The organism is Paenibacillus agaridevorans (genome assembly GCF_003112455.1).
In the GTDB taxonomy this organism is placed as follows: domain Bacteria; phylum Bacillota; class Bacilli; order Paenibacillales; family Paenibacillaceae; genus Pristimantibacillus; species Pristimantibacillus agaridevorans.
The window spans coordinates 7,149-20,648 of sequence record NZ_BDQX01000339.1; the positions used below are offsets into that span (position 1 = coordinate 7,149).

Annotated in this window: 15 protein-coding genes; all 15 read left to right on the forward strand. The window is 53.2% G+C overall.

The features are described 5' to 3' along the window. Positions 1-356 (forward strand): PaaI family thioesterase (locus tag PAT3040_RS26445; RefSeq protein ID WP_108995036.1); only part of this gene is annotated, 356 nt, incomplete at its 5' end. Between the two features lie 159 nt (positions 357-515). Beyond that, positions 516-695 (forward strand): hypothetical protein, encoded by a 180-nt coding sequence (locus PAT3040_RS26450; protein WP_087570476.1) that lies wholly within the window; start codon positions 516-518, stop codon positions 693-695. Positions 696-876: 181 nt separating this feature from the next. Then, positions 877-1,065 (forward strand): hypothetical protein, encoded by a 189-nt coding sequence (locus PAT3040_RS26455; RefSeq protein WP_068687297.1) that lies wholly within the window; start codon positions 877-879, stop codon positions 1,063-1,065. A 259-nt stretch (positions 1,066-1,324) separates the two neighbouring features. Further along, on the forward strand, positions 1,325-1,735 hold the full coding sequence (locus tag PAT3040_RS26460) for a MerR family transcriptional regulator (protein ID WP_108995037.1): 411 nt from the start codon (positions 1,325-1,327) through the stop codon (positions 1,733-1,735). 8 nt (positions 1,736-1,743) lie between these two features. Then, positions 1,744-2,010 carry a hypothetical protein gene (locus PAT3040_RS26465; RefSeq protein WP_087570474.1) on the forward strand — a complete coding sequence of 89 codons (267 nt, stop codon included), beginning with the start codon at positions 1,744-1,746 and terminating at the stop codon, positions 2,008-2,010. A 230-nt stretch (positions 2,011-2,240) separates the two neighbouring features. Continuing rightward, positions 2,241-3,416 carry a FecCD family ABC transporter permease gene (locus PAT3040_RS26470; RefSeq protein ID WP_258235168.1) on the forward strand — a complete coding sequence of 392 codons (1,176 nt, stop codon included), beginning with the start codon at positions 2,241-2,243 and terminating at the stop codon, positions 3,414-3,416. Continuing rightward, positions 3,417-4,451: a FecCD family ABC transporter permease gene (locus tag PAT3040_RS26475; RefSeq protein ID WP_108995039.1), complete on the forward strand. Its 1,035-nt coding sequence runs from the start codon at positions 3,417-3,419 to the stop codon at positions 4,449-4,451. Between the two features lie 13 nt (positions 4,452-4,464). After that, positions 4,465-5,340: a helix-turn-helix transcriptional regulator gene (locus PAT3040_RS26480; protein ID WP_108995040.1), complete on the forward strand. Its 876-nt coding sequence runs from the start codon at positions 4,465-4,467 to the stop codon at positions 5,338-5,340. A 136-nt stretch (positions 5,341-5,476) separates the two neighbouring features. Then, positions 5,477-6,520: an ABC transporter substrate-binding protein gene (locus tag PAT3040_RS26485; protein ID WP_108995041.1), complete on the forward strand. Its 1,044-nt coding sequence runs from the start codon at positions 5,477-5,479 to the stop codon at positions 6,518-6,520. Between the two features lie 138 nt (positions 6,521-6,658). After that, entirely contained in the window at positions 6,659-8,401 is a 1,743-nt protein-coding gene (locus tag PAT3040_RS26490; protein WP_181376845.1) for a cache domain-containing sensor histidine kinase, read from the forward strand. After that, the gene (locus tag PAT3040_RS26495) at positions 8,398-9,888 is read left to right on the forward strand and encodes a response regulator (protein WP_181376846.1); all 1,491 of its coding nucleotides are present in this window, start codon (positions 8,398-8,400) and stop codon (positions 9,886-9,888) included. The genes PAT3040_RS26490 and PAT3040_RS26495 overlap by 4 nt, the downstream gene beginning before the upstream one ends. A 177-nt stretch (positions 9,889-10,065) precedes the next feature. Then, positions 10,066-11,376, forward strand: coding sequence for an ABC transporter substrate-binding protein (locus PAT3040_RS26500; RefSeq protein ID WP_181376847.1), 1,311 nt, complete (start codon positions 10,066-10,068; stop codon positions 11,374-11,376). 82 nt (positions 11,377-11,458) lie between these two features. Next, a complete protein-coding gene (locus tag PAT3040_RS26505) occupies positions 11,459-12,376 on the forward strand; it encodes a carbohydrate ABC transporter permease (protein WP_108995045.1) in 918 nt (305 codons plus the stop codon). Beyond that, the gene (locus PAT3040_RS26510) at positions 12,373-13,215 is read left to right on the forward strand and encodes a carbohydrate ABC transporter permease (protein ID WP_307719178.1); all 843 of its coding nucleotides are present in this window, start codon (positions 12,373-12,375) and stop codon (positions 13,213-13,215) included. Before PAT3040_RS26505 ends, PAT3040_RS26510 begins: the two co-directional genes overlap by 4 nt. Before the next feature lie 18 nt (positions 13,216-13,233). Continuing rightward, positions 13,234-13,500 (forward strand): Gfo/Idh/MocA family protein (locus tag PAT3040_RS26515; RefSeq protein ID WP_181376848.1); only part of this gene is annotated, 267 nt, incomplete at its 3' end.

Genomic DNA, 13,500 nt, shown 5'->3' on the forward strand with positions numbered 1-13,500 from the left:
AGACTTTTTGGGGGAGGCTCGGGTGCAAGGTCGTGTCGGCGGACGGAGCCAAGACGACGATCAGTTTGAACATCGAGCCCTCTCACCTGAACATGCTGGGCATCGTGCATGGCGGAGTGCTGATGTCGATGATGGACAATGCAATGGGGCTACTCGTCATGCTTGCCGAGAGCAATGAGCGGACCGTTACCGCCAATATGAACACCCATTTCCTATCCAGTGCAAGGGAAGGGACTTTGATCTGCGAAGCGGAAACCATTCATCGCACAGGACGTACGATTACTTTGCGAGCGTCGGTCATGGATGGGGACGGAAAGCTTCTTGCCTGGGGGAGCGGAGCTTACCGGAAAATATGATCGCAAGAAAATTTTCCCATAAGGACAGTTTCCACGAGTTGCCAGTCTATGTTGATTTCGATATAATATTAGCTAATATATGGAATAATTTTTGTGCAATTTGACCCTACATTCCACGTCGGGATTCGCCGATATTTGAAGTAGATTGGAGGTGGAGGCATGCCCCGGGATTGGGTTACGATCGCGTTGCTCGCATTCGGAATTGCGGTTGGCGTAGTCGGCGTAGTGGCTTATTTGCGTATGTATAGAAAGGAGAAACTCGCCGAATCCAAGTCCTCGGAGGATGCCTCCAGCACGGACTCGGAGGCAGATGACGAACGAAAACAGACCAAGGGTTAATTTTTGTTCACTTTCATAATTGTGGGCAAACTGATATAATAGTAAGAAAAATGAAAACATTGTGACTCATTGGCCATGGAGTTTGCCTGCACCGAAGGGGGTTCTTGCGGTGTAAGAGCCGCATACGTTCTCGGATTATACTGTTTAGGACGACCATCCATCGTATAAGGGAGGAGATTTCATGGCGAAGCATAGCCAGAATGAAGTCAAGGAAAGCCTGAAGGAACTTACGAGAATTTTCCAGCCCAAGGACCCGCGCAAGTTTGTGAAGGATTACATTCGCAAATATCGCATAACAGGCGGATATGAGGATGAGTTAACTTCCCTTGTCGAAGACGAGCTCGGCAGATTGAACTCCTCGGTAGGATGATGACACAGTGACAATTCAAGCTTTGTTTCCCGTTTGCAGGACGGGGAGCAGGGCTTTTTTATTTTAGGAAATTATGCGGCATAGCGCCCATAGGCGCTTTTAACGCTTATAGCTCCAAAAAGTAGTCGAACGAGCAGCTGTAGGCGTAAAAAACGCCTATGGACCAAACAGGGCCGCTTCGATAAGGGCGGAGAACAGCAGCCTGTTGACTCGGTACCATAGTACCGGGTTTATTATTATTTATGAGGAGGTGGATGCTATGGATGGCCTCACCGTAAGCCAGTTGGCCAAAGCATCTAACGTAAATGTAGAGACCATCAAATATTATGAGAGACGGGAACTGCTATCGAAACCCAATAGAAATAAAGCGGGATACCGAATGTTTTCGGAAGCGGCTGTTGAAGAAGTGAGTTTTATCAAGAAAGCGCAGAACTTGGGGTTTACTCTAAATGAAATCAAACATCTATTAGCTTTCGTCCAACAAGAGAACGACTACCCATCAAAGGATATGTACGAATTCGCCACATTAAAGTTAAAAGAGATCGAAGAAAAAATCGCTCAGTTGGAAAATTTCAAATCGTTATTAAGGCAAGTCACTGCCATGCCGACACATCTGCTTCCTCTGCCAAAGCAGGAATGCCCCGTTCTAAAACAAATCATGAAGGGATGAAGCCGATCATGGGTAAAAATATTGAAATTTTTACAGACAGCAACTTGTACGGAGATGATATCGTCAATCTTGTGAAGGAATATGCTTGCCCGAAGTGTTCTATTTCCGTATATGATGCTAATTGTACGGATCCAAATGTGGATATGCATTCAAAGGTTAGCGAATACGGCATTACAGCGATGCCTGCCATAGTTCTTGATGGTAAAATAGTCCCCACTGAGAAACTAGCAAGAGGGAAATTCGCAAACATGGTTCATCATTTTTTTCATAAATAGGACCCGTAGGAGTCGATCCATGTCGCTTCGTTTCTAGGATTCGGGCGCTGCTCAAACTTAATCGTGCAAATAAGAAACCTGACGTGTGAATGCGTCAGGTTTTTGATTTCACGCTCGAATTGCTGAGCAAAGAGTTTTTATCGTTGCAATCGGGGGGCATTTCCTCTATAATTTCAATGTGATTGTTATTGAGAATCAATATCAATAAAAGATAAGAAGGTTAGGAACCCATGTCGACTAGATCAAACAAGACCAGAAACGGCTCCAAGCCGGCAGAGGCGGACACAGCAGCAATGAATGCGACAATGCAAACATCTTCCGTATCGGAAGCGCAGCAGTCATCTCATTCTTATCATCCCGCATTTTCTGGTACCGCAACGACTACGCCATCCTCGCACGCCCCCATCAAGAGCAGACCGATTGCTGCTACGGTCGTCTTGTTTGGCGGTCTTATCGCGCTCGTGCTTGGACTTTTCCTTTCTATTAACTTCGGGGCAGCGGACATCTCATTCAAGGTCGTGTGGCAGGCGATCTTTCAGTTCAATCCCGAGCTGACCGATCACCAGATTATCAGAGAGCTCCGTCTGCCGCGCGTGTTTGGCGGCGCAATGGTGGGGGCGAGTTTCGCGGTGGCCGGCGCGATCATGCAGGGCATGACCCGCAACCCGCTCGCCGACTCCGGCTTGCTGGGCATCAACTCCGGCGCGGGTTTTATGCTTGCTATCTGCTTCGCATTTTTCCCGGGCCTGCCGTTCATGTCCGTTATCCTGTTCTCGTTTGTGGGAGCGGCGCTCGGCGCGGGCTTGGTATACGGCATCGGCGCGCTTGCCAAGGGCGGCCTTTCGCCTGCCCGTCTCGTATTGGCCGGGGCCGCGTTGAGCGCATTGCTTAGCGCGCTGGCAGAGGGCATCGCGCTTTATTTCAAGATCGGCCAAGACATCGCATTCTGGTATGCGGGAGGCGTTGCGGGAACACGCTGGGATCAATTGCAGGTTATGTTTCCGTGGGTTGCCGTGGCGCTCGTGATGGGCATCGTGTTATCCCGTTCGGTGACTATGCTCAGCCTGGGCGAGGACATTGCGCGCGGTCTCGGCCAGAGAACGGGTTTGGTTAAAGCTCTTTGTGCCATCGTGGTGCTTATTCTGGCGGGCTCCGCGGTAGCCGTCGTCGGTGCGGTCGGCTTCGTCGGCCTCATTATTCCGCATCTGACGCGGAAGCTTGTCGGCGTCGACTATCGCTGGATCATTCCGTGCTCCGCCATTCTGGGCGCGCTGCTCGTTATCTTTGCCGACATTGCCGCCCGTATGGTTAATCCGCCCGAAGAGACGCCTATCGGAGCGCTCATCGCGCTTATCGGCGTGCCGTTTTTCCTGTATCTGGCGCGCAAGGAAAGGAGGGAGCTGTAGATGCAGGCCATCACCGCAGAATCCATCGAGAAGAAACGCCGCAGCCGCTCCATCCTGGTAATGAGCATACTTGCCGTGCTTATCTTCACCACATTCATCATAAGCATGAACACCGGCGTCATCAAACTGACGCCAAAGGATTTAATTATGACCTTGTTCGGGCAAGGAACGGATCGGCAAGAGCTTGTTCTTTTCCAATTCAGGCTGCCCCGTATCGTTATCTCGATGCTGATCGGCGCAGGACTCGCATTATCCGGCTGTATTATGCAAGGCATCACGCGCAACGCGCTTGCCGATCCCGGCCTTCTGGGCATCAACGCCGGCGCGGGTCTCGTCGTCATGCTGTATGTGTCTTACTTCCCGACAACGGCCAACGTGCCCGTCTTTTTCCTGCCTATGCTGGCTTTCGTGGGAGCGGCGCTGACGGCGTTTCTGATCTATGTGCTCGCGTACAAAAAACATGAAGGCATTATGCCGACCCGTCTCATTCTGACGGGCGTCGCCGTGGCCGCCGGGATCAGCGCGGCCATGATCGTATTGACGCTGCGCCTCAATCCGGAGAAATATCAGATGGTCGCTACATGGCTGGCAGGCTCCATATGGGGCACCAACTGGAAGTTCGTAATGGCGCTGTTGCCATGGCTGTTGTTCCTGATTCCGTACGTCATGACCAAAGCTCAGACAATGAACGTGCTGAACTTAAGCGACGCGACGGCGCGCGGCCTCGGCGCCCATGTCTCGCGCGAGCAGCTTAAGCTCCTTGCGGCGGGCGTAGCGCTGGCAGCATCCTGCGTCGCGGTCAGCGGCGGTATCGGCTTTGTCGGCTTGATCGGCCCGCATCTCGCGAAGCGGCTCGTCGGACCGAAGCATCAAGGACTGCTGCCGGCATCGGCACTAGTCGGCGCGTTGCTGGTCCTTACGGCAGATACGATCGGGCGCTGGGCTATCCAGCCTTCCGAGATTCCTACGGGCATCGTCACGGCCGTCATCGGAGCGCCTTATTTCTTGTATTTGATGACAAGAACGAGAGGCTAGGAGGTTGTCGACAATGGGATATGCCTACGAGGAGCTGGCTCAATATTTCGCCAATACGCCGCTTGCGCTGTACGGCGTATACCGCACGCAACTGGAAGCCAATCGGGTCTACGGCGGACATGTGGACAAGCCGACGGCCCGATGCGGCGTCCTTATCGCGCTCGATGGGGAAGCGGAGTTTCAGTTCGACGATGAGAGCTATCTGCTGGCACCGGGGAAGGTATTGATCGGCGGAGCGGGCAGGCGGTTGGAAATTATTGCGGGGGAACAGGGATTTCGTTATTGTCTTGTCCATTATTTGCCTGTGCAGATTGATTCGGATAAGGCTCTCCTCGACCGCTCGGAGGAAAGTGCGGCTGATGAAGGGGAAATAAGGGAGCCCCGGGACATTGCGTTGCTGGAGGCGGCGCTTGCGCCTGAGCTGCTGAGGCTCGTCGACAGTTTGCTGGAGGCCGACTCGTCCCCGGATTTCATGAACCTGCTGGAGAAGAAGTCGATCTTCTACCAGATTATCGCCAATGTATTGCAATCGGAGCGGCATGGGCAGAATAAGGAAAGTTATCCTGTCATCGAAGATGCGATTCAGTATATCCAGACGCATTTTACGGAGCCTATCACGCTTGCAACGCTTGCCGAACGATATAAGCTGAAGGCCAAGTACTTCTCGCATCTATTCACGAAGTATACCGGAATGGGGCCAATCGACTACTTGATCCACTATCGGATGAACAAGGCGCAGGAGTGGCTGCAGACGAAGCAATTTTCGGTGTCCGCCGTCGCCCGCAGCGTCGGTTATGCGGATCCGTATTATTTCAGCCGCCTGTTCAAAAAATATAAAGGCATCGCTCCCAGTCAAATCGGACTGATCGGTAGGGAGCTGGAACGCTGACGCGCAACCTCGCATGGAAATCGTCCATCCCTCCCGCGGGAATCTCTCTATTCTCATTCCGCGCGAGGGATGGTACTGTTTTATTTGTTAATGAGAATCGTTATCGGCGTGGTTGACCGAAGAGAGGATGCTAGTCATGAATAGAAAGTCGAGCAAAACAAGTTATGCCGCAATCGTTGGATTGCTGAGCCTGATCCTGTTCCTGAGCGCTTGCTCCGGCAACGCGGGATCCAATAACGGAGGCGCGCCAAGCGCGTCGCCTACTGCCTCGTCAAGCGCGTCGCCGACCGCCGAAGCAAATCAAGAGCCTGCCGCGGTATTCCCGCGTACGATCGAAGCGGCAAACGGCAGCATCGTCATCGAGAAGCAGCCGGAGCGCGTGGCCGTTGTTCACTGGGGATACATCGAATCCATCCTGGTATTCGACTTGAAGACGGTAGGGCTTGCGCTGCCGTTTACAAAGGAGAACTCCTCATTGGACTCCGAAAACTACAAGCCTTATGTCGACAAGATCGACGAACTTGCGGTCGTTGGCGAGAACACGACGGTGAACATGGAGAGCCTGCTTGAGTATGGTCCGGATCTCATCATCGCGGGCAACGCGGTCAACGCCGAAGTAACGGAGCAGTTGGAGAAAATCGCGACGACCGTCGTCATCGACGAAGCGCAGACGGACGTATGGACCAACTGGCCGGCGCTCGTGACGAAGTTGGGTGAAATGCTTGGTCAAGAAACGGTGGCATCGGACTTTATCGCCGGCTTCGAGAACAAGATCAAGGACGCGAAGGAAAAGCTGGCAGACGTAGAAGGCGGAGTCGCCTTCCTGCAAATTCGCGATACGGTAGCCTACCTGGGCGGCACACAGACGCTGACTCCTTATTACGATAAAGGGATCGGGCTTAAAGCGCCGGAGGATCCCATTATGACAGCCGGCGCCGAGATGTCGCTGGAAGGATTGGCAGCATTGAATCCGGACCATCTCTTCCTGGGGTACTTCAACTATGACAATCCGGACATGGCTGCCGTCTCCGACGAGTGGGAGAAAACCGAAGTATGGAAAGGTCTGAAGGCCGTCAAGAACGGTCAAGTGTACGGCTTCAACGGTACGCTCGGCATGGGCTACGGACCAATTGGCCAAAGCTATGGCATTGACACGGTGGTTGAGGCGTTGGATAAGTAGAACGAAGATCCGACGCCAAAGGAAATTCGTGAGCAAAAAAGACGACTGAGTATCCTGCAAAGGATGGCCGGTCGTTTTTTTTGCTTTCCTGTTTCCCCGGACGATGTGCTAACATAGATGCAAAATGGAGGGGACGCCATGCTCAACACTTTTCTATTCAGCTTCCGCAACAAAATATTGCTGATCATCTTGTTTATCGGGGTTGTGCCGATCTCGGTGACGGGGATATTGTCCAATATGAAATTCAACAGCCTGCTGGAAAATCAGGCTCATGAAATTACGCTGAAGGCGCTGCAACAAAGCGAAGGTTATTTGAGCATGTACTTGTCGGAGATCGAGCAACTCGGCATCTTCGCCACCACCAACGATCAAATTTTGCACATCTTGCAAAAACAAAATGACGCCTCCTCCTACGAGAAGGTTACCGATGCGAGCCTCGTAACCAATGTAATGAAGCCGTATCTGCGAACGCGGTCGGATATCGAAAGACTGGATATCCTCGGCTTCAATGGCTTCTCTTATACCGGCGGCTATTCCAACAAAAGTCTGGACGCGAACGAACCGTGGGCGAAGGAAGCGGCCGAACGGGGCGGCATGCCGTATTGGTATGCGATCGAAGACGGCGAATTTATGGTTTATTCACGGCTTATTACCGGCAACAAAGCCAATGAAACGTTAGGTTTTATCCGCATCGTCATCCCGAGCTACCGGCTGGAGTCGGTGCTTAACCGGTTCCAGCCGATGGATACCGGCGTGCTGCTGCTGATCGATCGCAATCAGAACCCGATCATCGGTAGAAGCCAGGATGTGAAGGAGCTGGCGCAAACGCTTGCGTTCGGCAATTCGGCGGCCTCGAACCGCTATGCAACGTTTAACGGCAGCAAGCTGTTCGTGACGCAATATGTGCTGGACAAGACGGACTGGTTGTTCGTATCGGCGGTGCCGAGGGAAGATATTTTGCAGGGCACGGCGCAAATACGCGGTTATTTTTTTAATACGGTTCTTATCATTCTGCTCATAACGATTACGATTGCGATCTGGACCACGCAACGGTTCACCCGGCCGTTCAAACAATTTATCAGGATGATGCGTGACGTGGAGCGCAACAACTTCAAGTCGCGGATGGACATCACGGCGAAGGACGAGATCGGCCAGCTGGCGATCAGCTACAACCGGATGGCGCAGCGAGTCGACAGTCTGATCAACGAAGTATACGAGCAGCAGATCCTGAAGAACGAAGCGGAATGGAACGCGCTGCAAGCGCAGATCAATCCTCATTTCCTGTACAACACGCTGGACTCCATTAACTGGATTGCCAGATCGCATCGAATAACCGATATCGTCAAGATGGTTACCGCGTTGTCCAAGCTGTTCAAGCTGTCGCTGGCCAAGAAGGACAAGCTGATCGCGGTGGAAGAGGAACTGCAATATATCCGGTATTACGCGCAAATTCAGGAGACGCGTTTCTCCGACCGGATCAGCATCCATATCGACGTTCCGGAGTTGCTGATGGCTTACAAGATTCCGCGGTTTATTCTGCAGCCGCTTGTGGAAAATTCGATCGTGCACGGACTGGAGCGCAAAGAAGGACCAGGTCGCGTCGACATCAAAGGCGCGGAGTACGGGGATAAAATCTTTTTTATTATTCAGGATAACGGTGTAGGCATTCCGGCGGCCAAATTGCAGACGCTTCTGGAGAGGAACGTCAGAAACGACAAACATCTGGGTTTGTCCAATGTGGATGAGCGGATCAAGCTGCTGTACGGCGAGGAATGGGGACTGAAGCTGGACAGCATCGAAGGGGAAGGCACGATCGTGGAAGTATGGCTGAGGAAAGATATATGGCAAGCGGATTTGCAGAGGGAGGAACCGGAAGCATGAGCTACCACATACTGATCGTCGACGACGAGCCGATCGTCCGGAACGGACTGCGCAATTTCGATTGGGAAACGTACGGCTTCGAATGCGTTGGCGCCTGCGAGAACGGACGTGAAGCGCTGGATTGGCTGAGCCGCAACGCCGCGGACGTCGTCTTGACCGATATCAAGATGCCGGGCATTGACGGGGTTGAACTGAGCGGACTTATTCGGGAACGTTACCCCGATTTACTCGTTATTTTGCTGACGGGATACAACGAATTTGCTTACGCGCAGCAGGCGATCAAGACGGGCGTGTTCGATTATTTGCTGAAGCCGGCGGAGGACTCCGACTTCGAGGAGGTGCTCGCCAAATGTGCCCATACGCTGCAGGAGCGGGAGATGAGCAAGCAGATGCTGTCCGTGCTGTCGCATCACTTCCTGCTGCGGAACGGGCTGCGGGAGTCGCATTTGTCCGAAGCGGCCAGGGAGCTGGTGCGGCGGCCGGCCTTGCGGCGGGAAGGGCCGTTCCGGCTTGTTCTCGTCTCCTCCGAGCTGGAGCATCCGGACCCGGACGCGTGCCGGCGGCTCGAGCGTCGGAATTTCGCGCGCATCAGCAATCGGGAATGGATTCTGTTATGCCCCGGCGAAGAGATAGGGACTTTGCAGCAATGGCTGGCAGATGAGGAGGAACCGTTGAACGCGGGAGTCAGCTTGCTTCACGACAGCGACGAGGAGGTGCCAGAGGCGTTCGCGGAGGCGAACAAGGCGCTCCAGCTGAAGTTTTTGAACCCGGAAGCACGATTGTTTCAATATGCGGATCGCCACAACGCCTCGCATGATTGGGAGCCCGTCGCAGCCGTCATCAAAAAAATGATGCTCGTATCCAATCGCATAAATGCGCTGAATGCCGGGAAAATAGAAGAGTATCTGTCCGATATTATGCAGGAGCTGGAGTCCAGGCAAATCGCCGAGCCGCATATCAGGCAACTGCTGCTGTACTTGATCTTGTCGATCGAGTCGGAGCTGGCCAAGGCGTCGCTGCTTCCTGACGATCAATGGACGGTGGCAAAAGAGGAGTGGACGGCGCTTATTCGCAACGCGGATCGGTTCGAAGGAATCAAGTCCGTGCTGGCGGAGCGAATGGCCCAATCGATCCAGGCGCTTCATGATGCCAATACGCGCGTCAAAGATTCGGCCAAGCTGGAAGAGGCGCTTGCCTACATTCACGTGCATTATGCCGGCGTGCTGTCGCTGGACTTGATCGCCGATGAGCTTCAGATGCATCCCAACTTCTTCTCCAAGTGGTTCAAGGACAACAAGGGGATTAACTTTATCGATTATGTGACGCAATACCGGATCGATAAGGCGAAGGAGCTGCTGGAGCATTCCGAGCTGAAAGCTGGCGAAATCGCCGAGCGAACGGGAATTCCCGACGCCAGATATTTCGGGCAAGTGTTCAAAAAGCATGTCGGACTGACGCCGACCGAATATAGAGCGCTGTTCAAATAGTGTGACCGCGCAAGACCAGGCCAGCCGAGCATGTCCGGCTGGCCTTCCGTTCGTGGGCATTTCGTGGACCTTAATAATTTCAACATCGCTTTAATTATTTCACGTTGTTGAGGCGCATCCGGTGGCAGTAGTATGGGGATAGCAACACACATTATACATTCAGGGAGGTCGCAGGAAATGGTCTACAAGAAAAAGCTGCTTGCGGTGATCGCCTCGTTGCTAGCGCTTGGCACGCTTTCCATGGCTTGCTCGAAGGCGGACGACGGGAAGGAGCCAGCGGGAACGGCGGCGGGAGACAAAATCGCTTTGCGCTTCGCTTGGTGGGGTTCGGAAGAAAGGCATAACGCGACGCTTGATGCCATCAAGCTGTACGAAGAAAAGAATCCCGGCATCGATATCGTTCCCGAATACGGCGGTTGGGACGGATTTACGGACAAATTGAAGACGCAACTGATCGCGGGTCAGGGACCGGACGTGATATTCGCCGAGCTGGCATGGGGAATCGATCCCAACTATTACGTCAGCGTCGACAAGTTCCCGTCGATCCGGCTGGACAAGATCAACCCGGCGCTGCTGGATCAGGCCAAGGTGAACGGGGAGATCAAGGGCGTTCCCGTCTATCAGGCCGTCAACGCGATCGTGTACAACAAAACGTTGTTCCAGGAACTGGGCGTGGCGGAGCCGAAAAACGACTGGACCTGGGCGGACTACGCCGCGACGGCAAAGGAAATTACCGAGAAATCCGGCGGCAAGGTGCACGGAGCGGCCGACGATATGGCGGGCAGCGCGAGCGGAGATATCTTTTACGCGCATCTGAAATCGCTTACCGGCAAGCCGGTGTATTCCGAGGAAGGCATCGTATACGCCGACGAGGATGCGGCCAAGGTGCTGCAATATTGGGAAGATCTGCGGGATGCCGGCGCGGTTACGCCTCCGGATGTCGCCGCGGCGGACGACAGCAACCAGAACAGTCCGCTCGTTACGCGCCAGGCTGCCATGCAGTTCCGCGGAGCAAGCATCTTCGGAAGGCTGCAAAGCAATACGCAGGACGAACTTGCCATGGTTCCCGTGCCGCGCGATCAATTCAGCAGCGACGCCGCCATTACGGAAGTGATCATGACGGTCAACACTCATTCGAAACAGCAGGAAGAGGTTGCGAAGTTTATTGACTTCTTTATCAACGATCTGGATGCGGCCCGCATTCTGAAGAACGTGCGCGGCGTCTCCTCCAACTCCGAAGTGCGCGACATGTTGGCGAGTTCTCCGGAACTGCTGGACGACAGCACCCGCAAGCTGTTCGAGATCAACAGCCTGGTGTACGAGAAGGAGCTTCCGCCGATGGATCCGACTCCGGAGAAGTACGATGAGTTCCGCGGCGGCGGCAAGCTGTTCGATCAGGTCATGCAGAAGCTGGCGTTCGACAAAATTTCGCTTGAAGAAGCCGTGAAAGAACTGCGCGACAAAGGCGAAGCTATTTTCAAAAATTAATGCGTAACGGTACGGCTGGCCCTTCTGTCGTTATATGAGGAACGGGCCAGTTCCTATCATGACTGCTAAGGGGTTTTCGACTATGAACGCAAAACGGATTCGCCGCTTAAAAGAGTATTCGCTGGGGTATATGTTTATTTTGCCTTGGCTGGCCGGTTTTCTGGCGTTTATGTTGTGGCCGTTCATCTATTCGTTTTATTTGGCCTTGACGGATTATCGTTTCTCCGCGGACTATTCGTTCGTCGGATTCGGCAACTTTGCCGAGCTGTTCGCAAGCGACGAGCGATTTCACAAGTCGTTATGGGTGACGACGAAGCTGGTGCTGTTGGCGGTTCCGCTCAAGCTGGCGTTTTCCCTCGGGATCGCCATGGTGCTGAACAAAGGTATATCCGGCTTATCCTTCTACCGCACGGTCTATTATTTGCCATCGATTATCGGAGGCAGCGTCGCCGTAGCGATTATGTGGATGCAAATATTCGGCCGCGGAGGGCTGATCAACGTATTTCTGCAGATGTTCGGGATTCAGGGCAAGGACTGGATATTCAACCCGGATTCCGCGCTGTATACGATCGTTATTCTAATGGTCTGGCAGTTCGGGTCCACGATGCTGATCTTCCTGGCGGGACTGAAGCAGGTGCCCAAGGAAATGTACGAAGCCGTGTCTCTGGACGGCGCGGGCCGCTGGAAGCAATTCCGACATATTACGCTGCCGCTTATATCGCCGGTCATCTTCTTTAATCTCATTATGCAGACGATTCAGACGTTCCAGACGTTTACGCAAGGTTATGTCATTACGAAGGGCGGACCGGTGGACGAAACGCTGTTTATGGTCATTTATATTTACCAGCAAGCATTCAGTTCCTTGAATATGGGGTACGCGCAGGCCATTTCGTGGGTGCTTCTGGTCATTATCGGCTTTGCGACCGTCATCCATTTTATCGCATCCCGTTATTGGGTTCACTACGAGGATTCCGACGGAAAGAAAGGAAGGCGACTATGATGACACGATGGACAGCATTACCCAAACATATCGCGCTTTCCGCGTTCGGGTTCATTATGATTTATCCGGTGTTATGGTTGTTTTTCGGAAGCTTCAAAAAGAACGACGAAATCTTCGGCAATGCTTCGCTTCTGCCAAGCACGTTGCATTGGTCCAACTATTACGACGGCTGGTTTGCGATCAATGAATTGCCTTTCCATATTTTTTTCGGAAATTCGTTTTTGTTGTCGATTGCGATTTTGCTTGGATCGTTGTTTTCCTGCTCGCTTGCGGCTTACGGCTTTGCCAGAATCAACTTCCCGCTTAAAGGCGTCTGGTTCGCCGTTCTGATGGTTACGATCATGTTCCCGAAGCAGATCATCATTATCCCGCAATTTCTAATGTTCGCGGAGCTGGACTGGCTCAATTCTTATTTGCCCATGATCGTTCCCGCGTGGCTTGGCGAATTTAACGGCGCGTTTTTTATTTTCTTGCTCATTCAGTTTATCCGCGGCATTCCGCTGGAGCTTGACGAGGCGGCCGTTGTGGACGGGGCTGGGAAGGTGCGGTTTTTCTTGCTCATTATGCTGCCGCTGTTGAAACCGGCCTTGTTTACGATTTCGATTTTCGCTTTTATGTGGTCCTGGGACGACTTCCTGTCCCATCTGCTGTACATCAATTCGGTTGAGCTATATCCGGTCACGCTCGCGTTGAACATGTTTTTGGACAATACCGGCAAGACGAATTGGGGAGCGATGTTTTCGGTATCCTTCCTCTCCATCGTTCCGCTGCTGCTCATTTTCTTTTTCGCCCAAAAACATTTCGTCGAAGGCATCTCCACGACCGGGCTTAAAGGATAACGAAGGAGGCGTCGCAGCTTGAGCGCGATAATGAATTTTGCGATCGTCGGGTACGGCATGATCGCCGAGATCCATGCGAGAAGCATCGCGGAGATACCCGGCGCCAGGCTGGTTGCGGTATGCGGCAACGACGGGGAGAAGGCGCGCGGGTTCGCGGCAAGGCATGGAGCGATAGGGTACGATCATTACGATCGAATGCTGGTTCGGGCGGACATCGACGCGGTATGCGTTCTGACGCCAAGCGGCAGCCATGCCGAACTGGGAACGGCGGCGGCCGCGGCGGGC

Coding starts and splice junctions, on each gene's coding strand:
- PAT3040_RS26450 (WP_087570476.1), top strand. CDS start 516: ATGCCCCGGGATTGGGTTACGATCGCGTTGCTCGCATTCGGAATTGCG.
- PAT3040_RS26455 (WP_068687297.1), top strand. CDS start 877: ATGGCGAAGCATAGCCAGAATGAAGTCAAGGAAAGCCTGAAGGAACTT.
- PAT3040_RS26460 (WP_108995037.1), top strand. CDS start 1,325: ATGGATGGCCTCACCGTAAGCCAGTTGGCCAAAGCATCTAACGTAAAT.
- PAT3040_RS26465 (WP_087570474.1), top strand. CDS start 1,744: ATGGGTAAAAATATTGAAATTTTTACAGACAGCAACTTGTACGGAGAT.
- PAT3040_RS26470 (WP_258235168.1), top strand. CDS start 2,241: ATGTCGACTAGATCAAACAAGACCAGAAACGGCTCCAAGCCGGCAGAG.
- PAT3040_RS26475 (WP_108995039.1), top strand. CDS start 3,417: ATGCAGGCCATCACCGCAGAATCCATCGAGAAGAAACGCCGCAGCCGC.
- PAT3040_RS26480 (WP_108995040.1), top strand. CDS start 4,465: ATGGGATATGCCTACGAGGAGCTGGCTCAATATTTCGCCAATACGCCG.
- PAT3040_RS26485 (WP_108995041.1), top strand. CDS start 5,477: ATGAATAGAAAGTCGAGCAAAACAAGTTATGCCGCAATCGTTGGATTG.
- PAT3040_RS26490 (WP_181376845.1), top strand. CDS start 6,659: ATGCTCAACACTTTTCTATTCAGCTTCCGCAACAAAATATTGCTGATC.
- PAT3040_RS26495 (WP_181376846.1), top strand. CDS start 8,398: ATGAGCTACCACATACTGATCGTCGACGACGAGCCGATCGTCCGGAAC.
- PAT3040_RS26500 (WP_181376847.1), top strand. CDS start 10,066: ATGGTCTACAAGAAAAAGCTGCTTGCGGTGATCGCCTCGTTGCTAGCG.
- PAT3040_RS26505 (WP_108995045.1), top strand. CDS start 11,459: ATGAACGCAAAACGGATTCGCCGCTTAAAAGAGTATTCGCTGGGGTAT.
- PAT3040_RS26510 (WP_307719178.1), top strand. CDS start 12,373: ATGATGACACGATGGACAGCATTACCCAAACATATCGCGCTTTCCGCG.